Here is a 24,528-nt window from a genome sequence, read left to right on the forward strand (position 1 = left end):
GAGCGGGACCTGAATCGGACCATGGGTCGTACCTAGCCACCGCGATAGGGAAGCCCGCTCTGATGTTTTTAGAAAGCTAGCTAATTCTTAGATTCTTACCATGCCACAAACCTAAAGGCCACCGCGGTTCCAGTTCTAGGGCCTGTTTGGCAACAATTCGTTTTAAGCGCTCATTTTCTTCCTCTAGGGTACGGAGTTGGGGATCAACCCGTGTATAGGAATCTCTCAGCCCTTCCTTTCCCTTGCTTAAATATTTTAGGCGCCACTTCCGCAGCAACGAAGGAGACAGCGGGGTGGCCCGTGCCATTGTACTTGCGACAAATGTCGGCATGGCCGTCGCGGATGGCTTCCTGAACGATGGAATATCGGTCTTCAGGAGTAAAAGTTCGCCTGATTTTGCTCATGATTTCTGAATGTAGTAGGACTAATCGCAGTGGCGCACCACCTGTTTTTGCAATTTTGTCCAACCATTCAGGGGGCTAAGACAATGTCCACCCCCCGGACAGATAACCACCGCGGCCCCTGTCGCTTTCTCTTTAGGGGGTAGATAGACGGTTACGGATGGATTATTAATATGGTGTACCCAATAGTCTTGGGCCTGCTCGGGTTCATTCCGCCGATTTTCAAATCCAGGAGCCCCTTTGGGCCCTAGGGGTATCTCAAACGGTACTGATTGAGCCAACACTCCTAGAGGGAATCCGGCTGACAGTACAATTACGGTCAAGTAACAAAGTAGCGATATCATGTTCAGCAAAGCGTAGTTGATCAATTAGTTTGCGATGGATAAAGTTGGTTAGATAACAAACTAACTTTCTTAGAAAATGCGCCCCAAAAGTAGACGTCTTTTCACCCAACTTTCTTCACACTTCCAGTTCATTCAGGAATCAGGAGTATCAAAAGATAGTTATAGTACTATCAAATGAGGTCACATGCCCTCTTTGGTGGCGCAACATGGCAACACAAGCTTTCGCTTACATAGGTGAACAAAACCACTTTCCTCAACCTCTGACGGCTCTTCAACTCATCGACCGCTCTCGCCAGGGACTGATGGGCACTGAGGCCGGACGAATTGCCGGCTTACTCGGTGTTACCGATAAGGAGATGGCTCGGCTGCTTAACCAATCGGTGGCTACCTTCCACCGACAGGCCAAGGTGGGGCGACTGGATGCGTCTACCTCCGAAAAGCTGCTGCTATTGAGTCGATTGGCTGACTATGGAGCAACCGTTTTTCAGGATCAAGGCAAATTTAACCGCTGGCTGCGTCGACCCTTACGGCTGTTAGGGGATCGGTTCCCCTTAGATCTGCTAGATAGTCCCACCGGTGTCCAGCTGATCGAAGATATCTTGGGGCGGATCGAATATGGTGTCTTCAGCTAATGGCCATCACGCTGTATCGTATCCAAACTGACGCCCACCGGGATAGCATCCTGGAGGGGATAGGGGCTAAGCTGCGGGGTGGGCGCTGGAATGCTAAAGGATGGCCTATGGTCTACACAGCCACTACGCCGGAGCTAGGTTTTTGGGAGTACATGGTGCAGCTGGACGGCACGCCTTTAGCGGACCTGCCTCCGCTGATCCTATGTGAAATTACCGTACCCGACCACTCTATCCGCTTAATTAGCGTGGAAGAACTGCCTCTTGGCTGGGATGATCCCTATGCCACTCCTGTAGGCTTGCCGCTTTTTGCTGACCAGCAGTTCGAGCGCTACCAGTGCTTATGTTTGGCCTTACCTTCCGCTCTGGTCCCCCTGTCACCTTCCCGCAATGTCTTGTTAGACCCCTTACATGCTCAGTGTAGCGAGTGCCAGGTTCTCTCGATTCAGCCTTACCCGATAGATCCACGCTTACCAACGGCGGTAATAGCATAAATAACGGGCGTTTATAAAGACTAAGCTTATAATGCACCTGAGCAACCTGACCCGATGAATTTGTGTTGCGATGCCGTAACCCGGCCATTTTTAACGAGTAGCCCATGAAACTGACAGTCGAACACTTGCACGAGATTCTCAACGGCCAGTTTGAGTACAAACTCATCGAGGAAATGGCCGCAACAGGTCAGTACAGAACGGCATCGGTTGGGTCGTACCTGATCCGGCCGGGTGAGTACATCCGTTCGGTTCCCATTATCATAAAGGGATCGGTCAAAATCCTGCGTCCCGATCCCGAAGGCCGGGAAGTGCTGCTCTACTACCTCGGCGAGATGGACACCTGCGCCATGTCGCTGACATGCTGTCTGAGCACGAAGCAAAGCGAAATCACGGCGGTGGTGGAAGAAAAAACCGAATTCATCGCCATTCCGGTCGAGAAAGTAGACGAGTGGATGTGCCGCTTCCCGACCTGGAAACAGTTCGTCTTTCAAACGTATCAGAAGCGGTTCGATAGCCTGCTGACGACCATCGATGACGTTGTCTTCCACAAATTAGACGAACGGCTGCTGACGTACCTGCAAAAAAAGATTGCCAGTTGTCAGTGCAGTGTACTGTCAATTACCCATGAAGAAATTGCTCAGGAGTTGGCCACCTCGCGGGAGGTCATATCCCGCCTGCTGAAGCAACTGGAAAAGCATGGCCACCTTAAACTGATGCGCAACAAGATCGCGATGCTGTCCTGATTTCCATCTTTTGTAACATTTATCACGGAAGTCCTGTGTACTGAAGTCGTATTTCGCTTAAAAACTTAAGTGTATATGACATCCTTACAACTGGCTGGCTTCTCGGCATCCATTCTTATCGGGGTCAGTCTGGGCCTGATCGGCGGGGGCGGAAGCATCCTTACACTGCCCGTACTGGTCTATCTGTTGGGGTTTAACCCCGTTGTTTCCACCACCTACTCGCTGTTTGTCGTCGGTACGACCTCCTTGGTTGGTTCCCTCAATTACATTCGGCAGCGGCAGGTCAATTACAAAGCCGCCATCCTGTTTTCAGTCCCTTCCTTCGGGGCGGTCTATCTGACCCGCCACTACCTCATACCGGCAATTCCCGATCCGGTTTTCATTACCGACACCTTTGTTCTCAGCAAAAACATAGCCATCATGATCTTTTTTGCATCGGTCATGCTCGTGGCATCGGTCAGCATGATCCGGGACAAAAAGATGCCGGATCAGCTCTCCGCGGCTCCCTTCCGGTTCAATTTGCCGATGATTGCCTTCGACGGCATTCTGGTCGGTCTGCTGACGGGCATTGTAGGGGCGGGCGGTGGTTTTCTGATCATACCAGCCTTAGTGCTGCTGGTTCGCTTGCCCATGAAAATGGCCGTGGGAACATCCCTGCTCATTATTGCCGCCAATGCGCTCATTGGCTTTTGGGAGAGCACCGCTAATCTGCTGATCGACTGGCCCTTCCTGCTAAAATTCACATCGTTCTCCGTATTCGGTATCCTGCTGGGTACGTATCTCTCCCGATTTGTGCCGGGCCAAAAGCTAAAGAAAACCTTTGGCTGGTTTGTGTTGGTGATGGGCGTGTACATCATCAGCCGGGAGGTATTTTTATGAGCGGGTATGAGTGACAAAAGTCACTGATCGCGGTCCCTCCGTGATCTACTTTTAGGCAATCAATTGACAGTCGCAAAGCAAAATAAATTATGTTTTTTCAGCACATTTATGACAAGAGTCTGGCGCAGGCCAGTTACCTCATCGGTTGCCAAAAAACGGGCGAATCCATCGTTATCGATCCCAAACGCGATGTGGATACCTACATCAACGTCGCCCGGCAAAATGGCCTTCGCATTACGCACATCACCGAAACGCATATTCACGCCGATTTTCTGTCGGGGGCGCGCGAACTGGCGGCCCTCACCGGTGCCGCGCTTTACCTGTCGGACGAAGGCGGACCGGACTGGCAGTACGAGTTCGACCACAAGGGGCTGAAAAATGGGGATGTCATTACCGTTGGTAATCTGACGTTAGCCGTGATTCACACGCCGGGCCACACGCCGGAAAGTACCAGTTTTTTACTGACAGACAAACCCGCTTCGGCTGTGCCCGTTATGCTGTTTACGGGCGACTTTGTTTTTGTGGGCGACGTGGGCCGTCCTGACCTGCTGGAAAAGGCAGCGGGCCTGGAGGGTACGCAGGAAGCCGGTGCCCGCCAGATGTTTGAGTCAGTCCATACGTTCAGCACCCTACCCGATTTTTTACAGGTATGGCCAGGCCACGGCGCCGGCTCAGCCTGCGGAAAAACCCTGGGAGCGGTACCCAGCACGACGGTCGGTTACGAAAAAATTAGGAACTGGGCGTTTCAGTACGACAACGACCTACAGGGTTTTGTAAATTACCTGTTAGCCGACCAACCCGAACCACCCCGGTATTTTGCCCGCATGAAACACCTCAACCGGGTTGACCGCCCGCTGCTGACGGCGGTTCCCTCGCCCGAAAAACTCACGGTGGAGGCCGTCAGGGCTGCGCTCGACAAGGGCATCAAGCTAATTGATACGCGCAACAAAGTAGCTTTTGCCGAAGGATTCGTGCCGGGCAGCATCAATATTCAGGGCAACAACGCTTTTGCCACCTGGATGGGCTGGTTTATGACCTACGAGGAACCATTTATGCTGGTCGCCGACGATGCCCAGATCGAGGACCTTACCCGTAAACTCATGCGCATCGGTTTAGACAAGGTCTATGGTTACGTAACCGACGTAAATACGCTGGGTATCGACCTGCAAAAGGCCAATGTTATCGACATCGACACGGCCAAAACGTACCTGACCCGCCCCGATGTGCAGGTGGTGGATTTGCGGGGGGCATCCGAATACAACAGCGGGCACATCGAAGGGGCAGAAAACGTGTTTGTAGGCACCCTGCCCCAGCAACTCGACAAGATCAGCAAAGACAAGCCCGTCGTAATTTATTGCCAGTCGGGAGACCGGGCCACCATCGGCTACTCCCTGCTGGCCCGCCACGGATTCGACAACGTGCAGAACTACTCCGCCAGTATAAACGAGTGGGTCAACCAGGGCAATCCGGTGGTAACCGAAGCCCGAGAAGCAACTGTCTGATAGAACAGCCTTTGGTTTCCGCCAGACAAGGCAATCGTTTAACGCCGGGGCTGACCGGAGTCAGCCTGTAGCCACCTATCGTGGGCTAACGGTGCCGGGCAGCGGGCGTGTCAGTAGCGAACTAACTGGATTTGCTGCCACACCTGACCCCTGGCTACTGCTGCGCAATGCAGTGCCGGTTTGTAGCCGGCCAGGAGCGAGTGTTGCCGGATTACTAGCTTCCGTAGCTCGGTAACAAACGATTTTTCGTTGATTAGTGATTAATGCTACTGAGTACGCTCCTGCGACGCACCATCTTTGCCGTGGAGCCGTTTTACACGTACCTGAATCGCGAACGCAACGAAGGGCTGGGCAACGTGAATGCGGTAACCGGCAGTGTCCGGTACAAAGCCGGCCGACACTAGAACTGGGACCTGACAACGGGCTATTAACAGTTACCGAATAGTGCCAGTTACCGCTTGAATAAGAACGGCCTGCCCAGTTATTCGCAGCTAAATCTAAGAGCCAGATACCATTGTAGGGGTTTTCTGGAGGATTGGAGGCCGAGATGCTGCTGGTACGCAAGGATAACAGATCATCGCCCAATCGGCTGGACATGAGCCAGCTTAACCTTGTGCTGAATTATCACTATTAACAAAAGTTACCTATGAATTTCCTTGATTTTATCCGCCAACCCTGGTCCTGGTACGTGGCGGGGCCGCTTATTGGCCTGACCGTACCGACACTGCTGTTGATCGGCAACAAGTCATTCGGCATCTCCTCGTCCTTGCGGCACATCTGCGCGGCCTGCCTGCCCTTTAACATTCCATTCTTCACCTACAACTGGAAAAAAGAAGCATGGAACCTGTTCTTCGTGGCCGGGGTTCTGCTCGGCGGCTTTCTGGCCACTTACTTCCTGACAAACCCCAACGCGGTTGAAATAGCCCCCGCCACCGAAACGGCCTTACGCGGGTATGGTATCCGGGATTTTTCGGGACTGATGCCCGCCGACCTGTTTGCTACGGCTAACCTGTTTACAATGAAAGGGTTATTCTTTTTTGTGATCGGTGGGTTGCTGGTAGGGTTTGGCACGCGCTGGGCGGGCGGCTGTACGTCGGGCCACGCCATTATGGGCCTGTCGAATCTGCAATGGCCGTCTTTGGTAGCCACCATCAGCTTCATGGTCGGCGGCTTTGCCATGACGCACCTGCTGCTGCCCTTTATTTTCAAACTCGTCAACTAATCAACCAGCCATGCAGTCAGTACCATCACCAGAAAATCGTTCGTTCAACGAACCGGCCACTGTATGCGAGGTACCATACAGGCAGGTAAAATCAGAAGCCCCAACAGCAAACCTCAAGTATATGCTCGTTGGCATGATATTCGGTGTTGTTTTCGTCAAAGCAGAAATCATCTCCTGGTTTCGTATTCAGGAAATGTTCCGGCTCGACTCCTTCCACATGTACGGCGTCATCGGCAGTGCCGTCGTGGTAGGAATGCTGTCGGTGTGGCTCATCAGACGCTTCAACATCAAAACCCTGCAGGGCGAAGCCGTCAGCATTGCCCCCAAAACGTTTCAGAAAGGACAAATCTACGGCGGTCTGATTTTCGGACTGGGCTGGGCCATCACGGGGGCCTGTCCGGGTCCCTTGTTTGCGCAGATCGGCAGCGGATTTCTGGTCGTCGGCGTTACCCTGCTGAGTACCATCACCGGTACGTGGCTGTACGGCTATTTCCGCGAGCGGTTGCCCAACTAATCCTAAAAGCGTTCAGAACCAGTTATCTGACGGCTGGCTTTCGGGTCAGCCATTTTTTATTGTTCATCGTCCCGCCCCAAGCTGAAGGTCGTCCCTGTTACTAATGCAAAGAATGTCAGTTCTACGGCACAATTAGCGAAGTAGTTGTTGCGATACTGTTTTAACCGGGTGATTCTACCAGCACATTTTCCGTCACAAAAAAGCCGCTTACGATGAAGGTGGCTTTTTTAATTACAGATTATTTCAGTACAGCTTACTCTTCTTTTTATACCCTATCAACTTTTCTGATACAAACGGTTACGCTCCGTAACACCTGCTGTACTGGCCGGAAATGTGATGACAGAGGCCAGCCACTTCTTTTTTGGGTTTTGTCTAACAGTCTCACTAAATGCTCACTCTTGAGACGAGAAAACGTTCATGAATATCCAGTCTAACGTGAACCGCTGTTAGGCTAGCCAATCGGCTATCGCTTATCAGTTGAATAGAATCAACATGACCGCTAACCAGTATCTTCGCACTTGGCAAATTTGATACGTCAAACTTACTGTATCAGGGGCCTACTTAGAGTGCATGGATTAACTATTATCCCAAATACGACTAATCATTAGCCAGGCCCGTGAGAGTGCGGCTCGATCGGTAAATCATGGCTTAACCTTGATGTACTGGCAGATCGGCCGGCTCATCATTGAGGATCAACAACAGGGCCAGCAGAGGGCGTCTTATGGCAAAGCACTCATCAAAAACTTGTCCACTCAACTCGTGGCTGAATATGGCGAAAACTTTTCCAGTCGAAACCTGCAACTAAGCAGGCAGTTCTATCAGACTTTTCCAAATGTGAACTCAGTGCGTTCACAATTAACCTGGACTCACTACAAAGCTTTAGTTCGGGTTGAAGATGCCGATAAACGAGCCTTTTATATGGCCGAAACCGAAAAGAACGCCTGGACGGTACGCCAATTGGAACGTCAGATCAACAGCCTCCTCTACGAGCGCTTATTGATGAGCCAAGATAAGGAAAGTGTCCTAACCATCGCCCGCTCAGAAGCCAAGCCTACTCAGGCTCATCAACTTATCAAAGATCCGATGATCTTGGAATTTTTAGGCCTCAAGCCACAAGCCAGCTACTATGAGCAAGATCTGGAAAGTGCCATCATCACCCACATTCAGGAGTTTCTGCTAGAACTCGGTAACGGTTTTTCGTTTGTCGCTCGCCAGAAACGCATTCTCATTGATGGCGATGAATTCAAAATCGATCTGGTTTTTTATAATCGGCTCTTACAATGTTTCGTCTTGTTGGATCTGAAAATGGACAAGATAACCCATCAGGATCTGGGTCAACTACAGATGTACGTCAATTACTACGACCGAGCCATTCGGGAGTCTTATGAGAATCCGACGATTGGCGTGCTGTTGTGTGCGGACAAAAACGATGCCGTCGTTCGTTACACCTTACCCGAGAATAACACCCACTTGTTTGCCAGTAAGTATCAGCTTCACCTGCCAACCGAGCAGCAGTTGATGGATGAGATTCGTAAAGAATTACCCGATGAGGACAACTAACACGTAACTAGCTTATGGCTATTCCCCTGGTTTCCCGTACGCCGGGGCGTGGCCATCTGATTATAACTAAGGCTGGCTTTGTTTGAAGGGTTATTCTAACAAGTGTCAAACGATCCTGCTCCGGTGTACCGGCTGTGGTCGTCGGAAAGCGAGGGGCCAGCCACCATTATTTTGACTTTGTCTTACAGTCTCAGAAAACGCTCCTCCTTGAGACGATAGGATTCTCAGAAAAGCTGAATTATTTACAAAGTGAAATAGTTCCTTTTGATAAAGGTAAATTTGCCTAAGTTTGTGACAACGCCGAAAACAAACTCCCGATGAAACGAGCTGCATCACCTGAAAGTCTACTGCTGAGAGATGTGCCTGGCCACATTAATGATAGCGAAATCCTTTCCCTGCTTTATACCAGGGAGGTCAACTGGCAGCATGTTAATGCCATTAAGACCTTAACCGATTTTAACGATACTATCATTTCGCACTGGCTCAATGTGAGCGTTAAAACCTTCCGCGAATACAAGAAGCCGCCAACGACCCTTAAAGAAAATGTTAAGGAACAGGTCCTCCTGCTGTTAGCCCTCATCAAGCACGGCATTCAGGTATTTGGCTCAGTAAAAGAATTCGACCAGTGGCTGAATCGGTCTAACTTTTATTTTGACAACAGGACCCCTAATGCCTATCTAAATACCATCACCGGGATAAAATTTGTCGATGATCGGTTAACGGCCATGGAATACGGAGATAATGTATAGGGGATGGAGGTATTTCGAATCAGTAAAGATGTTCATGCTCATAGCTTACGTTCATCAGGAAGTGCGAATCGGTGGAATACCAAAGGCCAGCAAGTTATTTATACCGGCGCATCGCGTTCCTTAGCTTCTCTGGAGCTAGTAGTTCACCGGGGAGCCATTCAGCCTACCTCCTCCTATAAGGTGATGGTCATCTCTATTGCCGATGATGATTACCTGATGCGAACCGTTCAACTCAAAGAGCTTCCCACCAACTGGCGAACTCTGGCGGGTTATCCTGCTCTACAAACAATTGGATCTAACTGGTACACCAGCCAGGAAAGTCTGATCCTGAAGGTTCCTTCAGCGATCATTATCTACGAGTACAATTACATTATCAATACCGAACATCCAGACTTTAGTCAGTACGTTCAGCTGGTTAGAACCGAGGACTATTTTTGGGATTCCCGTCTTCTTTAAGCACATCACTAAGAGCTGAAGGATTTTTTATAAATCTACTTCTTGAATATAACGGCGTAAATCGTTTTTTGAGGAGATGCAACCAGCTGACAGTTAGTGGCATCTCCTCAAAAATGATCTACATCACCGGTACAGATACTTTTATGCTCTTTGGCTATGCACGCGTATCAACCGCACCGGCGTCGCAGTGGCGCCCCACCCCGGGCAGGATCAAAACTTATCCCTGCAACTGGATGATCTGAAAAAGGCCGGCTGTCAAAAAATCTTTCAGGACCGGGGTGGCGGACCACAAGGTGTCTTCGGCCAAGATACGACCACAGCTTCAAAAGATGCTGGAGGTACTTCGGGAAGAAGATACAATTATTGTATGGAAGCTGGATGGGTCCGGCCACCCGGCGACTAGGCAGGTCACTCAAAGAACTTTTCACCTTGATCAATGACTTTCAGACCAAAGGCCCGGGTCGCCGGTGCGGTTGGGTTCCGTAGTCTGAATGATGCCGTCGCTTCGGCGATCCGATGATACGACCACTGCCCAAGGTCGCTTAGTATTCAACCTGTTTGCCTCGCTGGCCGAGTTCGATCGCACCGGCGCGGCTGACCGTCGGCGACCCGGCGAGACCTAATCCGTGAACGTACTAAAGCTGGTTTAGCCGCGGCTCGTGCCAGAGGACGCGTGGGAGGCCGTCCGAAAGGTCTTACTCCAGAAGCTCAAGCAAAAGCACGGGCGGTTAAGACCATGTATGCCCTGAAGATGCATACGATCTTAGAGATTGGTCAGTTGTTTCATATAAGCCGAGCGACGGTTTGTCGATACTTAGCCTGGCAGGAGCAAACGAACGGTTGACTGATGCATGACACTGCTTCATAAATCGGGCGTTTTAAGACACTGATCCGGGCTAAAAACACGCCAAAGATTTTGAAAAATAAGGGCAAAAAAGCAGCCGGATCACCTAGTAGTGATCCGGCTACTGGCTGATGCAGGAAATCCCTTTAACGCTTGAGCAGCTTGAGGGTCTGGGTTTGACTGGGGCTACTCACCCGCAGCAGGAGTATACCCGCCGGCTGCCCCCCCACTGACAGGGTGAGCGTCTCGATCCGCCCGGCCGACTCCACCCGCTGCTCGCTCACGGGCCGACCAGCCGGGTCGGTCAGCTCAAGCCGCAGGGCCTGCCCCTGGGCGCCCCGCACCGCCACCGCCACCTGATTGCCCTGGATGGGGTTACCCAGCACCACCACCTGCAAGCCTGGGACAGCATCCGCCGATGCCGACGAGCCCAGCCGGGCCGGAGCCTGGCAACCCGCCAGCCAATGGTAAGCGTAGCTCACCACCTGGCTGCCCTGCTGAGCGCTCAGGGTAATGACGGGGTTGTCGGTGTACAAACGCAAGCTGTAAGGACCAGCTTGCTGAGTAGGCAAGAGCTCATTGACCACCGAGAAGCTGATCGGCTCGCCGGTTACGCCGGCGTACTGAGGGCTGAAGCTGACCTGCCGCTGACCAGGGCCCACCCCAACGCAACTCAGCGGCTGCACGCCGGTAATCGAGAAGGGTCCGGTTTGAGAGCTGGGCTCGGCCACCGTCACGCTCACCCCTACGCTCAACTGCTGAGGAGTCGGTTGACTCCCGTCCGATACCACTACCATAAAGGCCTGCTCACCCAGGGACAGGTTGGAAAACACTGCTACGTTGCCCACCACACTCACCGAGCCTGGGCCCGAGAAACTATAGCTGTACGGCGCCGTGCCCCCACTGGCCTGGGCCGTCAGCGTGGCGCTGCCCCCGACCGTCACCTGGGTGGGGTTGGCCTGCACCCTCAGGGCCAGCCCACTCACCGGGGCCGACTGCACCGTCAGCCCGAAGCTCACCGTCGTGCTCAAGCCCCCGGCATCGGTGGCCGTTAGCACCACCGTCGAGACACCCGTCACCGAAGCTACGCCCCTCAGGCTGGTGTTCACCAGACTCAACCCAGCTGGCAAGCCACTCACCGCGTAGCGCAAGCCGCCCTGGCCCGGCGTCTCCTGGTCCACAAACGTGTTGAGGAAGTTCAACTCGAAGTTCACGCCTACCACCGCCGTCTGTGACCCAATCGGGTTGACCACCACCGGCGGGGTGTTGTCCTGGCCCTGGCTGGCACAGGCCGCCAGCCAGTGGTAGGCAAAGCTGGTCGGCTCGGTACTGCCCGTCTGGGTAGCCCGCAGCGTAATCACGGGGTTGTCCCGGTACAAGGTCAGGCTGTAGGGCCCGGGCTCGTTGGTGGGCAAGAGCTCGTTGACTACCCCGAAGGCGATGGCCTGCCCGTTCACCCCCACGTACTGGGGCACAAAGTTGATGTTGATCCGGTCGAAGATGGGCGTACAGCTGATGGTGGTCACCCCCGTGATGGCAAAGGGGGGCGTGGGGGCCACCGGGCCCGTAGCCGGGCTGACACTGAAGCCCACCACCGTACTCACGCTCAAGCCGCCGGGATCGGTGGCTGTCAGGGTCACCGAGTAAGGCGAGCCCACCGTTGTCGATGGTACCCCCGAGAGGGTGTAGCCTGACAGGCCGATACCCAGGGGCAGGCCCTGGGCCGACAGGGCTAGACTGGCGGGCGTCTGGGCGTCGGAGAAGGTACCTTCCGGGATGACGTAGCTGTAGCCCACTCCTACCGTGGCCGACTGGGGCGGCACCGCCATCAGCACCGTGGGGGGCGTGTTACTCGACTCCGAAGCCCGACAAGCCGCCAGCCAGTCGTAGACAAATAGGGCTTCCCCGGGGGTGCCCTGCTGCACGGCGCTCAGGGTGATGCGGGGGTTGTCGGTGTAGAGCCGGATGGTGTAGGGTCCCCCATCCAGGGTGGGGAAGAGCTCATTGACCACTGAGAAGCTAATGGGCTGGCCGGTGAGCCCCGAGTAGCGGGGGGCAAAGCTGACGCTGTAGCGGTTGGGCAGCACCGGGGTACAACTGATGGTGGTCACCGCCGTGATGGCGAAGGGCGCACTAACCACCTCTCCGACGGTCACGCTAACTGTACCGGTAAGCGTCTGGGCGGGATTGACAGCATCAGCTACTACCACCGTCAGCGTCTGTACCCCCACGGGCAGGCTCGACACGATGGCCGTATTGCCGTTGGATATAAGGATACCTGGTCCGGCAAAACTGTAGCTATAGGGAGCTGTGCCGCCCGCGACGATAGCCGTCAGGGTCGTGCTTTGGTTAGTCAATAGTTGAGTGGGGCTGGCGGAGAGCGTCAGAGCCAGGGGGACTGCAGGAGTGACTACCGAGAGGCTGAAGGCCGACGAGGTAAGGCCGGTCGGCGTTCCGATGTTGCAGGCCCCGGTGACGACCACCGAGTAGCTACCCGCATCGGTGAGCTGGATGTTAGTCAGAGTCAGGGTGGCTGAGGTCTGCCCACTCACGGGACTGTTGAGGTTGTCCTTGTACCACTGGTAGGCCGTTGGATTGCCGCTCACAACCACACCCGTGGTGACGGTCGCCCCCACCGTCACGCTAGTAGCCGACAGGGGTTGTTGGGTGAAGGCCAGCGTCTGGTCGGGGGCCTGCTCAACTGTCACGCTGGCCGTGGCCGTGCAACCGCTGGCGTTGGTCAGCGTCACCGAGTAGTTGCCCGCGACACTCACCGAGATGATCGGACTCGTCTCGGCCGTACTCCAGCGCACATCGCCCTCGCCTAGTGCCGTTAGACTCACGATAGGGCTAGTACACGTCAACAGAGCCGATGCGGGGCTGATACTGACGGAAGCTGCGGTCGTGCTGCTCTCGACGCTGGTGCTGGTAGTACTCACACAGCCACTGGCCGAGGCCACCGTGACCGAATACGTACCTGCTGCGTTGACCGTAGCTTGATTAGTCGTACCGATCTGAGTAGCGTTCCCGCTGAAGACATAGCTCGTACCACCCGAAGCGGTCAGTGTGACGGAGGTCTGCTCACAGGTCAAAGGACCGTTGTTGGTCAGCCCCGCTACCGGCAGGGCGTTGATCGTCACGCTGGCAATGGCCATGCTGGTGAAGCCGTTGTCACCCGCAATCAGGGTGAAGGTCTGGGGTCCCGTCCGAGTTGGTGTTAAGGTACGGCTGAAGGCGCTCTGGTTAGTGGCGTTGGTGATGGTGCTCACCCCGTTGGTCAGGGTGAAGCTGTAGAAGCCCGTTACGTTACCCACTGTAGCCGTAAACGTCACCGGACTGCCCACGCACACGCTGTTGTCCACAGCAGCAAAGCCGGTGATGGTCGGTACGGCGTTCACCGTCAGCACGTAGGCTGGGCCTACGCCCACACAGCCGTTGGCGTCAGTGGCCTGCACCGTCAGCGTGAAGCTGCCCCCCTGACGCGGGGTGCCACTCAACACACCCGCTGTGCTCAGGCTCAGGCCATTAGGCAGATCGCCACTGGCCAGACTATAACTATACGGACCCACTCCCCCCGATGCGGTAAAGCTCTGGCTGAAGGAAGTGTTGATGGCCACGGCGGTGGTCGTTGGGTTGCTCACCGCTACCACCGCCGTGCCACTGACCACTGTCGTGCTGGTACTGCTCACGCAGCCGTTGGCATCACTCACCATCACCGAGTAGGTGCCCGATGCGCTTACGCTGCGGGTGTTGCCGCTGCCAGCCAGCACGCTACCACTACTGTCGGTGAAGGTGTAAGAGAACGGCTCACCAGAGCTGCCCCCACTAGCCGTCAGCGTCACGCTGGTTTGGCTACAGGTCAAAGGACCGTTGTTGGTCAGCCCCGCTACCGGCAGGACGTTGATCGTTACAGTGGTGGTAGCCGTGCTGGTGAAGCCGTTGTCACCCGTGATCAGTGTCACCGTCAGCGGTCCCGTCTGGCTGGGGGTCAGGCTGCGGCTGAAGGCGCTCATACTGGTCGAGTTGGCCAGCGTGCTCACCCCATCGGTCAGCGTGAAGCTGTAGAAGCCCGTTACGTTGCCCACACTGGCGGTGAAGGTCACCGGACTACCCACACAGACGCTGTTGTCCACAGCAGCAAAGCCGGTGATGGTCGGTACGGCATTCACCGTCAGCACATACGGTGCACTCACCCCCACGCAGCCGTTGGCATCGGTGGCCTGCACCGTCAGCGGGAAGCTGCCCCCCTGACGCGGGGTGCCGCTCAGCACCCCCGTACTGGCTAAACTCAGCCCGTTGGGCAGATCGCCACTGGCCAGACTGTAACTATACGGACCCACTCCGCCACTGGCCGTGAAAGTCTGGCTGAAGGGCGTGTTGACCGCTACCGCGTTAGTGGTGGGATTAGCCACCGTTACCACCGCCGTGCCACTGACCACTGTCGTGCTGGTGCTGCTCACACAACCATTCCCATCGTCCACCATCACCGAGTAGGTGCCCGGCGTATTAACCACCGCCCGGTTGCTGCTGCCAAGCTGGTCAGCTCCTGCACTGAAGCTGTAGGAGGTGCCACCCGAAGCCGTCAAGGTCACGCTGGTTTGGCTACAGGTCAAAGGACCGTTGTTGGTCAGCCCCGCTACCGGCAGGACGTTGATCGTTACAGTGGTGGTAGCCGTGCTGGTGAAGCCGTTGTCACCCGCAATCAGGGTGAAGGTCTGGGGTCCCGTCTGAGTTGGTGTTAAGGTACGGCTGAAGGCGCTCTGGTTGGTGGCGTTGGTGATGGTGCTCACCCCGTTGGTCAAGGTGAAGCTGTAGAAACCGATCACGTTGCCCACCGTGGCCGTAAACGTCACCGGACTACCCACACAGACGCTGTTGTCCACAGCAGCAAAGCCGGTGATGGTCGGTACGGCGTTCACCGTCAGCACGTAGGCTGGGCCCACCCCCACACAGCCATTGGCGTCTCTGGCCTGCACGGTGAGGGTGAAGCTGCCGCCCTGGGTGGGTGTGCCACTCAGCACACCGGCTGTGTTTAGTGTCAGGCCATTGGGCAGACTACCGCTCGCCCGTGAGAAGCTGTAGATACCCGCTCCCCCCGACGCGGTAAAGGTTTGGCTGAAAGGCGTGTTGATGGTGACGGTGTTGGTGGCCGGATTGATGACACTCACGGCCGGGTTTACCAGCACACCTACCGTTGCCATCGCGGTACAACTGCCTCCATTGCTAGCGACGACCGTGAAGGTCTGTAGGCCCGATACGCCCAGCGTAGCCGAGACGACGGAACCCGTGGCCGGGCTACTCAAGGTAACACCAGCGGGCGCTATCCAACTATATGCTGTGCCACCCGAAGCCGTCAGGCTCACCACGCTACCCACACAGACGGTTGACTGGCTGGCTCCGGCGCGGGCCACGAAGGCATCGCTGCCTGCGCCCGTTGCACAGAAAGCGGCAAAATCACCCTCACCCGGCAGGGCTGCGTTATTGGAGAAATTAACAGTACGTCCGCACAGGGCTGATAACGACGCGGGGAAGCATCCGCTTAGCTGGTTAAAGGACAAATTCAATAGGTTTAGATTGCCTAATGCACCCAGACTGGGAGGAATAGCCCCACTTAGTTCGTTGGTCCCTAAATCCAGTAGCGTTAGCTTGTCCAACGCACCCAAGCCCGCAGGAATGGGGCCGTTTAGCCCATTGGTTCTCAAAATCAATCCGGTCAGATTGCTCAGTGCACTCAGGCTGGCCGGTATTGACCCGCTGAGTCCGTTGACCCCTAAATTCAGGCTGGTCAGATTGGTTAGCGCACTCAGGCTGGAAGGAATGCCCCCGCTGAGCCGATTGAACCCTACATTCAGTTGAGTCAGATTACTCAGCGCACTCAGGCTGGGGGGTATGGGTCCGCTGAGCTGGTTATTCTCTAAAATCAATCCGGTCAGATTGCTCAGTGCACTCAGGCTGGCCGGTATGGTGCCGACAAGATTATTGGAGAACAGACTAACTCTTGTAACCCGCCCGTTGGCGCAGGTGAGTCCCGACCAGGGATTACCTGCGTTGCCCGTGCAGGGGTCACAGCCGTTGAGCCAACCCGTGTTGTTGGACCAGTTTGCGCCATTGGTTGCATTGTAGAGATCGGCCAGAGGCTGGTAATCGGGGCTAAAGGCGTTGACGGTGATCGTCGTAGTGGCCGTACTGGTGAAGCCGTTGTCACCCGTGATCAGCGTCACCGTCAGCGGTCCCGTCTGGCTGGGGGTCAGGCTACGGCTGAAGGCGCTCATACTGGTCGAGTTGGCCAGCGTGGTCACCCCATCGGTCAGGGTGAAGCTGTAGAAGCCCGTTACGTTACCCACTGTAGCCGTAAACGTCACCGGACTGCCTACACAAACCGTGTTGTCCAGGGCGGCAAAGCCGGTGATGGTTGGGGCCGGGGCGTAGGTCACGCTCACGGTGTTGGACGCCTGGTTGCCGTTGCCAGCCAGGTCGTTGGCGGCATCTGCTGCCAGGCGAACCGTGACCGCGCCGGGGTCTGTGGGCGTGACGGAGAGCGTGTAGCTGCTGCCACCGCCCACCAGCGCCCCGGCCGTGCCGTTGGTCACCAGAATATCCTTTACTTCGAGGTTGGATACGTTTTCGCTGAAGTCAACTGCGAATGGAATGGGCGCAGTGCTGGTACTGGCCGGGCTCGACACGACTGCGGTGGGGGCCGTTTTGTCGATGGTGTACACCTCGCCGTCGAAGGGCAGGTTGCTCACGGACGGCGTCAGGCCAGTGCCGTTGTTCAGCCGCAACTGCAGGGTGCCGTCGCCAGTACCTGTGTTCACCGACACGTTGTAGGTGCTGGGTCCGGTATTGGTGATGCCCGTCACGGCACCTCCGCTCAGCCCCGTCGTCACCACGCTAAAGTTGGCCGCTGTCAGGCCTGCCACGGGCATGTCGAACGTGACCACATAAACTACGGCAGTCAGCTTGGTGGGGGTACCACTCGCCCGGGCGATGGACAGCACCGTGGCCGGTGCATTTACCGTTAGGCTATACACCCCACCTGTCGCTACACAACCATTGGCATCGGTGGCCCGCACCGTAATGGGAAAGATGCCACTCTGACTCGGTGTGCCACTCAGCACGCCCGTACTGGTTAAACTCAGGCCGGTGGGCAACGTGCCACCCGCCAGCGAGAAGCTGTAGGGAATTTGCCCATTCGACGCCGTAAAGGTCTGGTTGAAAGCAGTGCTTACCGTCGCCGTCATAACGGTTGGATTGGTAACGGTGATAGCGGTGGGGTTACCTTGGAACTCGTAGGCTCCCATGTCGATGCGCCCGGCCGGCGCTCCGGCGTTGTTGAAGAAGCGCGGATTCCCTGCCAGATCGGTGGTGCCGACAGTGGCCGTGGTGGTAGCCGGGTCACCGGCGTTGATGGCCGGGGAGCAACCCTTGAGCTGGGTAGAGGTGGTGCTGGCAAAGGGCGAGACGGTCGTAGTCAGGTTGCCCGGTCCGCTAGTGTATCCTGTCACCGAAGGCTCAAGAAGGCTGTAGCTGACCCGCACCTGTTGACTGTCATCACCGATTGGGATCTCTGATTCGTTACCAAACAGGACACAGTTGGTCAAGGCTACCTTAGTACTACTATTCCCTTTATTTATGATACTTCCATAAGGAGCAATATTCCCCTGAAACGAACAGTTTCTGAGTACGAGGCTATCATCAGCTACATACCGTACTACGCCACCACTACTGGAAGCGCTGTTGTTTAGAAACGAACAGTTAATAAAGAGAGTCTTGCTTGCCCGTTGTATTTCTATCCCCCCCCCAGACCGTGTGGCAGAATTTCCCTCAAACAGGCAGTTGGTAAAGGTCATTATGGGGTCAGCTGAGTAAATGGCACCTCCCGAACTTCCATTTCCGCTGGCCGAGTTGTTCCGGAACGTGCTACCTACCACCTCATACCGGTTATTGCCAAGTCCGGTCACCGCTCCACCCCCGGTACTGGCTGAGTTTTCTTCGAACACACAATTAGTAATGCGGACAATATTATTCTGCTGGGCAGCGCCTATCTCATAATTGCCGAAGATAGCCCCTCCCTCAAAAGCGCTATTATTTCTAAATAGACAGTTGGCGAGGGTTAACTGGCTTACCGTATTGTCCTGGACTACATTAATAAAGATGCCTCCTCCGGCATTGTTCAGGAATGAGCAGTTCGTGATGACGGGACTGCTGGCACCCAAATCCGACTCATTGAAAATGGCGACCCCCGTGTTGCTTTCGAACACACAGTTGGTCAACTGGGGGCTGGCCGAACCATTATTGGCATCGTTGAACAAAGCACTACCCCTATCCGAAGCCGCGTTGTGCTGAAACAGGCAGTTACGAATGGTTGGGCTACAAACCTGATCAATGGCACCTCCATCGTTATAAACTCCCCCTCCACGCCGACTACCGATGTTTAACTGATTACTGTTGGCATTGCCGCCGGTTATCACAAAGCCATCGAGTATGGCCGTAAGCGTTAAGCCCGGACCATTGTAGATAACGTTATACGTATTGTCGCTGTTGTTGCCGATAGTACCAATGTCGCCACTGAGTGTACTGCTGCTGGGGCTGCCCGTAACGGGGTTGACGGCGCCACGCTGGGCAAAGTTGGGGTTGCCCGTGGCCGGGAAGCCCCCGTAGATGGCTACCCCATTCTTCATCGAGAAACTAATCGTGCGGCTGTTGGGGCCGGTGGTGGTAGTGGGCTTGTAGAGACCAGCCGCTACCCAGACCTGCTCCACGCCCGGTGCGTCGATCTGGCTTTGCAGATTGCCCGAGGCCGTGGCCCACGAGGTGCCATCGCCCGTGCCGTCCTGCCGCACGTAGCGGATGGGTTGACTCACCACCGGGGCCGTCACCGTCAGGCTGTAGGTTGGCCCTACGCCCACGCAACCACTGGCCTCGGTGGCCCGCACGGTGAGGGTGAAGCTGCCGCTCTGACTTGGTGTGCCGCTCAGCACACCGGCTGTACTCAGACTCAGCCCGGGGGGCAACGTGCCACTAGCCAGCGAGAAGCTGTAGGGTGCAGTACCACCTGATGCGGTGAAACTCTGGCTGAAAGCGGTGCTCACGGTAGCCGTGCTGACGGTTGGATTGGTGACTACCGGAGCCGTGTTCACCGTCACGCTGGCTGTAGCCGTAGCCGTGCAACTGCCCCCTCCATTGCTCACTACAGTTGTGAAGGTTTTGGGACCTGCCGTTGTTAGGGTAGCCGAAACGACCGCCCCCGTGGTAGCACTCAGGATGGCTCCCGACGGGACACTCCAGGTGTAGGATGTCCCGCCCGAAGCACTCAAACTCACCACGCTGCCCACACAGACAGTTGACTGGCTGGCTCCGGCGCGGGCCACGAAGGCATCACTGCCTGCACCCGTCGCACAAAATGCAGCAAAATTGCCACCGCCCGGCAGGCCAGGATTACCGCCAAGCCGGATATCACGTCCACACAAAGCAGATAGTGATGCGGGAAAGCAACCTGTTAGCTGAGCATTCTGGGCTTCCAGAATTATGAGGGGTAAGGTGCCTAAACCGGGTGGAATTGGCCCACCAAGCGGATTGAAGGCAACATCGAGTGTGGTGAGTGCAGTGAGCGAACCGATATTGGTTGGAATGCCGCCCGTTAGCTGATTAACGCCTACAATAAGCTCTCTAAGGTTGGTCAGTGTGGTGAAACTGGCCGGAATACTGCCCGTTAGCTGATTTTCACTGATTCGTATAACTTCCAGGTTGGTAGCGGCACTTAAACCGGACGGTATACTACCCGTTAGCTGGTTCTTGAATAAGTCAAGAGCTCTTAAATTTTGGAGCGTCCCCAGACTGGCCGGAATGCTCCCGCTCAACTGATTACTCCCTAAATTAAGTAATTCAAGGCTGGGCAATCCACTCAGTTCGGAGGGGATAGCGCCAGTTAAACGATTTCCGTCCAATTCAATAAATTTAACAGTAGTCAACCCACTCAGGCTGGCCGGAATAGAGCCACTCAATTGGTTAGCGGCTAAGATGATGCGGTTAACCCGCCCATTCAGACAGAATACACCAAACCAGGGGTTGCCGTTGTTGCCTGTGCAGGGGTCGCAGCCACTGAGCCAACCGGTGTTGTTGTTCCAGTTGGGGCCGTTGGTAGCGTTGTAGAGATCGACTAAGGGCTGATAGTCGGGGCTGCTGTTGCAGATAACTGTACTGCTGCTCACCGTCAGGCTGTAGGTGGGCCCTACGCCTACACAACCATTGGCATCGGTGGCCCGCACCGTGATGGGAAAGCTGCCACTCTGACTCGGTGTGCCACTCAGCACGCCCGTACTGGTTAAACTCAGGCCGGTGGGCAACGTGCCACTGGCCAGACTAAAGCTGTAGGGGGTTTGCCCATTCGACGCCGTAAAGGCCTGGCTAAAGGCCTGGCCCTGGGTAGCAGTACTGACGGTGGGGTTGGTGACGATTGGCAGGGGGTTCACCGTTAAGGTTGCCGCATTTGAATTAACGGAAATGCCGTCCCCAGTGGCAACGCAACGGTACTGAAACCCAGTAAGACCCGCTACATTGCTGATCGTGAGCGTCGTGCTGGTTACGCCCGAATAAGGACCGGTATTGCTCAGATTAGTAAAACCGCTACCCGTGTTTACCTGCCACTGGAAGGAACTGGCTCCGGTAGTGGCCACGGTAAACGTGGTGCCACTGCCGCTACAAACGCTTTTGCTGACAGGGTCGCTTGTGAAAACTGGCGGAGCAGCCTGCTCGAAATGCCTGATCTGGCCATCAGCACCACCGACCAGCAAGTCGAGCAGCCCATCGCCATCCAGATCAGTGATGGCGGGGGTTGTATACCCCGATAAACTCAATCCATTGAAGGCTGTTGAAATCTGGGTGAAAGCGGTACTATTCGCGCTGCTTTGTTCATAATGAAACAGTTGTCCATTTTGACGCCCAATCAGCATATCGAGCCGCCCATTACCGTCCAGATCAACCACGCAGGCGGCAGCACCACCGTTACCCGCATCGTCCGTCGGGCCGAAGTCTTGGTTATTCAGTTGGGTAAACGTGCCCCCATTGGCGGCCGTCTGCTCGTAGCGGCTCAGAAACTCGTCGCCCACCAGCAGATCGAGCAGGCCGTCGCCGTCAACATCCGTAAAGTGCGGAATCTGGAAGGCTATTCCCCCTGTAGCAACGATGTTGTTGAAGTCATTGGATAGTTGCGTGAACGAGTTGCTGTTAGGGGCCGATTGCTCGTAGTGCTTGAAATTACCCGCCCCGATCCCCACCACCATATCGAGCAGGCCGTCGCCATCGATATCGGTCACCGACACCAGCGAGTTGAAGTGACCCGTCAGGCCGCTCAGGTTGTTAGCCCGAAGTGTGAAGCTAAGACTGTTGGGCGCACTTTGTTCATAATGACTCACCAGCCCGTCTATCTCCCGGCCCACGAGCAGGTCAATCAGCCCGTCGTGGTCGAGGTCGGTGATGGCGGGCGTTGAAAAAGTCCCGACATCAATGTTGTTGAACGACGCAGATCGTTGGACATAGGTGAGCGACGAACTGGCCCGCGTTACGGTAAAGTTCGTGCCGCTCAGTACGGTGCCGCCCGGCGTAGTCAGCCGAATGGGACCGGTAGATGCCTGTGCGGGCACGACAAACGACACCTGCGTGTTTGAGATGGGCGTAATGTTGACCGGAATACCACGCAGCACAACGGCCGTAGTTCCCGTCAGGTTGGTACCGTTGATGGTGACCACCGTACCCGCCGGACCGCTGGCAGGCGATAAGCTGGTGATGGTGGGCCCGGCGCTCGTCTGCTCGTAGCGGTCCACAGCACCGGTGCCGCGGCCCAGCAGCAGGTCGAGGGCACCGTTGCCGTCGATATCAGTCAGGATGGGAGCCGCGTCGGTGCCCGCGCTCAGGCCGGCGAAATTACTGCTCACCAGTGCCACGGTGGTAGCGTTGGTGGCCGTTTGCTCGTAGCGACTAATGGTGCCATTGGCCAGGCCGAAGAGCACATCGAGCCGACCGTTGCCGTCGAGATCTGTCACGAAAGGCTTTGGCGAGCTGCCATTGCCCAGCGCCAAGTCACTGAAGTTGGTGGGGCTGGAGAAGATAGTAGGGCTCAAGCTGCTTTGCGAGAAGCGACTCACCGAGCCATTAGCATTTCCCAGCAGCATATCCAGCAGGCCGTCGCCATTGAAGTCCGTAAACGCGGGCGCGGAATTGTCGCCGACGTCGATGTTGCCGAGGTTATTTGCCGCAAGCGTGAAGGTGGTGCTGTTCATGGCGTCCTGCCGGTACAACGATATCGTGCCGTCGGCGCGGCCAATAAGCAAGTCCAGCCGGCCGTTGCCGTCCAGGTCGGTGAGGGTGGGCGCAGCGTTGCCACCTACGTTGATGCCGTTGAAGTTGTGGGTCACGAGCGTGAAGGTGGCCGCGTTGACGGCACTCTGCTCGAAATGGCTGATGGCGCCGTCGGCGCGGCCAATGAGCAAATCCAGCTGACCGTCGCCATCGAAATCAGCCAGGGCTGGCACAGCACCGGTGCTGGCATTGGTGGCCAGCCCGCTCGTCACCAGGCTATACGCGGTGCCGGTCAGGGGCCGCGTCACCGTAAACAGTTCCGACGAGAAAGTGAGGCTACCGGGGCTACCTCGGGTAATCCGAATGGGCTGGCTGGAGGCCAGGCGCGGCACCGTAACAGTGAGTTGCGCGTCGGAGTTGACCGTGAACGGGGCCGGCACTTCCCCGAACCGGACGCCGGTTATGTTCGTGAAGCCCACGCCCGTGATGGTAAGCACCGTGCCCACCGGCCCGCTCGCCGGCGCTACGTTCGTCACGCTGTTCGTCACCGTGAAATTGGTGCTGCTGATGGCCGTACCCGCCGGGTTCACCACGCTAATGGGCCCCGTGGTGCTGCCCGTGCCCACCCTGAAGGTGAGGCTGGCGTTGCCGGGCGTACCCACGAGAATGCCGGGCGTACCGTTGACGGTCACGGCCGTGACCGTCGAGAGGTTCGTGCCGGTGATGGTGACGTCCCGGCCTGTAGCCCCGCTCGTGGGGGTGAAGCTGGTGATGCCAGGGGCAAACGAGAAGGAGCTGCTGCTCACCGCCAGCCCGCCGGGGGTGCTCAGGCTGATGCGCCCGCTGGTGCTGCCAGTACCCACCGTGAAGGTGACCGCGGTGGCCGTGGGCGTGCCCATGATGGTGCCGGCTGTGCCGTTCACGCGAATGGCGGTGATGCCCGTCAGCCGGGTGCCACTCACCGTCACGCTGGTGCCCTCAGTGCCCGTCGTGGGCGTGAAGCCGGTAATGGTGGGTGCCGTGGACGCCACCACCGGCTCGAACCGGAACGACCTGCCCGCCGTGTATGCGAAGCCCCCCGCATCGGGCACCTCGGTGCTGCTGGCCAGGTTAGTTGCAGGGTCGACGCACAGAAAATCGGTTTCCGAAGCCGCAATTCCAACCGTTACCCGCTCCGCGTCGGCGGTCCCGCTCGCGTACACCATCTGAATGGCGTTGCTACCCTCGAAGAGCCACACCTGGAATCGGCGCGACGCGTTATCGGGTACCCCACCGCCCGACTGCCGCCACTCCACCACCAGCTTGCGGTTGGGGCTGGTGCCAACCACCCCGTAGCTCACGCCACCGTTGAAGCCGGTGGTGCCAAAGCTGTCCGAGCCGGGCGTCAGGCCCGGCGTGTTGTTGTCCCGGGGAAAGCCGGGAGCACCGTTCGGCTGCGCGCCGAACTGCAGCACGCCCCCGGCATCGGCCGTGAACTGGGTGTAGCTGACACCCGCGAAAACGAACGTAAAGCCGATATTCACCGGGTTCGACCGGAAATTGAACGTCGACGAGGCACTGATAAGGATATTGCCCGGTGTGGACTCGGCTGTCACCCCATTGATGGGAGCAAACACGTAGGAGGCCGCGGTTTGAGCCCAGGCAGTCGGTGTCAGGCTCAGGCAGAGCAACATCAACAAAAGAAGACGAAGCAGGTAGTGATTTTTCATACACGAAACGGGAATGATGAGGGGCTGATGAGTAGCCGCAATGACCCCCGCAAGTACCGCTAAAGCCCACCAAATCATTGCCGCTCTCGTCTCATTCTTTAACGCTCTCGTTGCATGGGCTTAAAAAAAGCCCGGAAAACGGGCTTTTTTTAAGGAGAAGTACTCGTCAAGGTACGGATAGGGCC

General features: G+C 56.3%; 16 protein-coding genes. 13 read left to right on the forward strand and 3 right to left on the reverse strand.

Annotated features, from left to right (window positions below):
- Positions 1-76: 76 nt before the first annotated feature.
- Both ACFSUS_RS14145 and ACFSUS_RS14150 read right to left on the reverse strand, forming a co-directional pair.
- The gene (locus ACFSUS_RS14145) at positions 77-277 is read right to left on the reverse strand and encodes a hypothetical protein (RefSeq protein WP_381524043.1); all 201 of its coding nucleotides are present in this window, start codon (positions 275-277) and stop codon (positions 77-79) included.
- Positions 204-404 (reverse strand): hypothetical protein, encoded by a 201-nt coding sequence (locus ACFSUS_RS14150; RefSeq protein WP_381524051.1) that lies wholly within the window; start codon positions 402-404, stop codon positions 204-206. Before ACFSUS_RS14150 ends, ACFSUS_RS14145 begins: the two co-directional genes overlap by 74 nt.
- A 547-nt stretch (positions 405-951) precedes the next feature.
- Here ACFSUS_RS14150 and parS point away from each other — a divergent pair.
- The 13 genes from parS (at position 952) to ACFSUS_RS14215 (ending at position 10,116) form a co-directional block, all read left to right on the forward strand.
- Positions 952-1,377: a type II RES/Xre toxin-antitoxin system antitoxin gene (gene parS, locus ACFSUS_RS14155; RefSeq protein ID WP_381523613.1), complete on the forward strand. Its 426-nt coding sequence runs from the start codon at positions 952-954 to the stop codon at positions 1,375-1,377.
- Positions 1,377-1,868 carry an RES family NAD+ phosphorylase gene (locus ACFSUS_RS14160; RefSeq protein WP_381523615.1) on the forward strand — a complete coding sequence of 164 codons (492 nt, stop codon included), beginning with the start codon at positions 1,377-1,379 and terminating at the stop codon, positions 1,866-1,868. The genes parS and ACFSUS_RS14160 overlap by 1 nt, the downstream gene beginning before the upstream one ends.
- 104 nt (positions 1,869-1,972) lie before the next feature.
- Entirely contained in the window at positions 1,973-2,611 is a 639-nt protein-coding gene (locus ACFSUS_RS14165) for a Crp/Fnr family transcriptional regulator (RefSeq protein ID WP_381523617.1), read from the forward strand.
- 75 nt (positions 2,612-2,686) lie between these two features.
- Entirely contained in the window at positions 2,687-3,490 is an 804-nt protein-coding gene (locus tag ACFSUS_RS14170) for a sulfite exporter TauE/SafE family protein (protein WP_381523619.1), read from the forward strand.
- Positions 3,491-3,579: 89 nt separating this feature from the next.
- Positions 3,580-4,992, forward strand: a complete 1,413-nt coding sequence (locus tag ACFSUS_RS14175) for an MBL fold metallo-hydrolase (RefSeq protein ID WP_381523621.1) — start codon at positions 3,580-3,582, stop codon at positions 4,990-4,992.
- Positions 4,993-5,255: 263 nt separating this feature from the next.
- Positions 5,256-5,396, forward strand: a complete 141-nt coding sequence (locus tag ACFSUS_RS14180) for a hypothetical protein (RefSeq protein ID WP_381523622.1) — start codon at positions 5,256-5,258, stop codon at positions 5,394-5,396.
- Between the two features lie 242 nt (positions 5,397-5,638).
- A complete protein-coding gene (locus tag ACFSUS_RS14185; protein ID WP_381523624.1) occupies positions 5,639-6,214 on the forward strand; it encodes a YeeE/YedE family protein in 576 nt (191 codons plus the stop codon).
- 10 nt (positions 6,215-6,224) lie between these two features.
- Complete coding sequence (locus tag ACFSUS_RS14190) at positions 6,225-6,728, forward strand: DUF6691 family protein (RefSeq protein WP_381523626.1); 504 nt, start codon at positions 6,225-6,227, stop codon at positions 6,726-6,728.
- A 603-nt stretch (positions 6,729-7,331) separates the two neighbouring features.
- Entirely contained in the window at positions 7,332-8,288 is a 957-nt protein-coding gene (locus ACFSUS_RS14195) for a PDDEXK nuclease domain-containing protein (RefSeq protein ID WP_381524045.1), read from the forward strand.
- A gap of 317 nt (positions 8,289-8,605) precedes the next feature.
- Complete coding sequence (locus ACFSUS_RS14200) at positions 8,606-9,037, forward strand: antitoxin Xre/MbcA/ParS toxin-binding domain-containing protein (protein WP_381523628.1); 432 nt, start codon at positions 8,606-8,608, stop codon at positions 9,035-9,037.
- Positions 9,038-9,040: 3 nt separating this feature from the next.
- Positions 9,041-9,493, forward strand: a complete 453-nt coding sequence (locus tag ACFSUS_RS14205; RefSeq protein WP_381523630.1) for an RES family NAD+ phosphorylase — start codon at positions 9,041-9,043, stop codon at positions 9,491-9,493.
- Between the two features lie 293 nt (positions 9,494-9,786).
- Positions 9,787-9,933 carry a recombinase family protein gene (locus ACFSUS_RS14210; RefSeq protein WP_381524047.1) on the forward strand — a complete coding sequence of 49 codons (147 nt, stop codon included), beginning with the start codon at positions 9,787-9,789 and terminating at the stop codon, positions 9,931-9,933.
- A 51-nt stretch (positions 9,934-9,984) separates the two neighbouring features.
- A complete protein-coding gene (locus tag ACFSUS_RS14215; RefSeq protein WP_381523632.1) occupies positions 9,985-10,116 on the forward strand; it encodes a hypothetical protein in 132 nt (43 codons plus the stop codon).
- A gap of 367 nt (positions 10,117-10,483) precedes the next feature.
- Here the strand turns inward: ACFSUS_RS14215 and ACFSUS_RS14220 are convergent, their stop codons facing one another.
- A complete protein-coding gene (locus ACFSUS_RS14220) occupies positions 10,484-24,343 on the reverse strand; it encodes a putative Ig domain-containing protein (protein WP_381523634.1) in 13,860 nt (4,619 codons plus the stop codon).
- Positions 24,344-24,528: the final 185 nt, after the last annotated feature.

It is taken from the genome of Spirosoma soli, from assembly GCF_042684525.1.
Lineage (GTDB): Bacteria > Bacteroidota > Bacteroidia > Cytophagales > Spirosomataceae > Spirosoma > Spirosoma soli.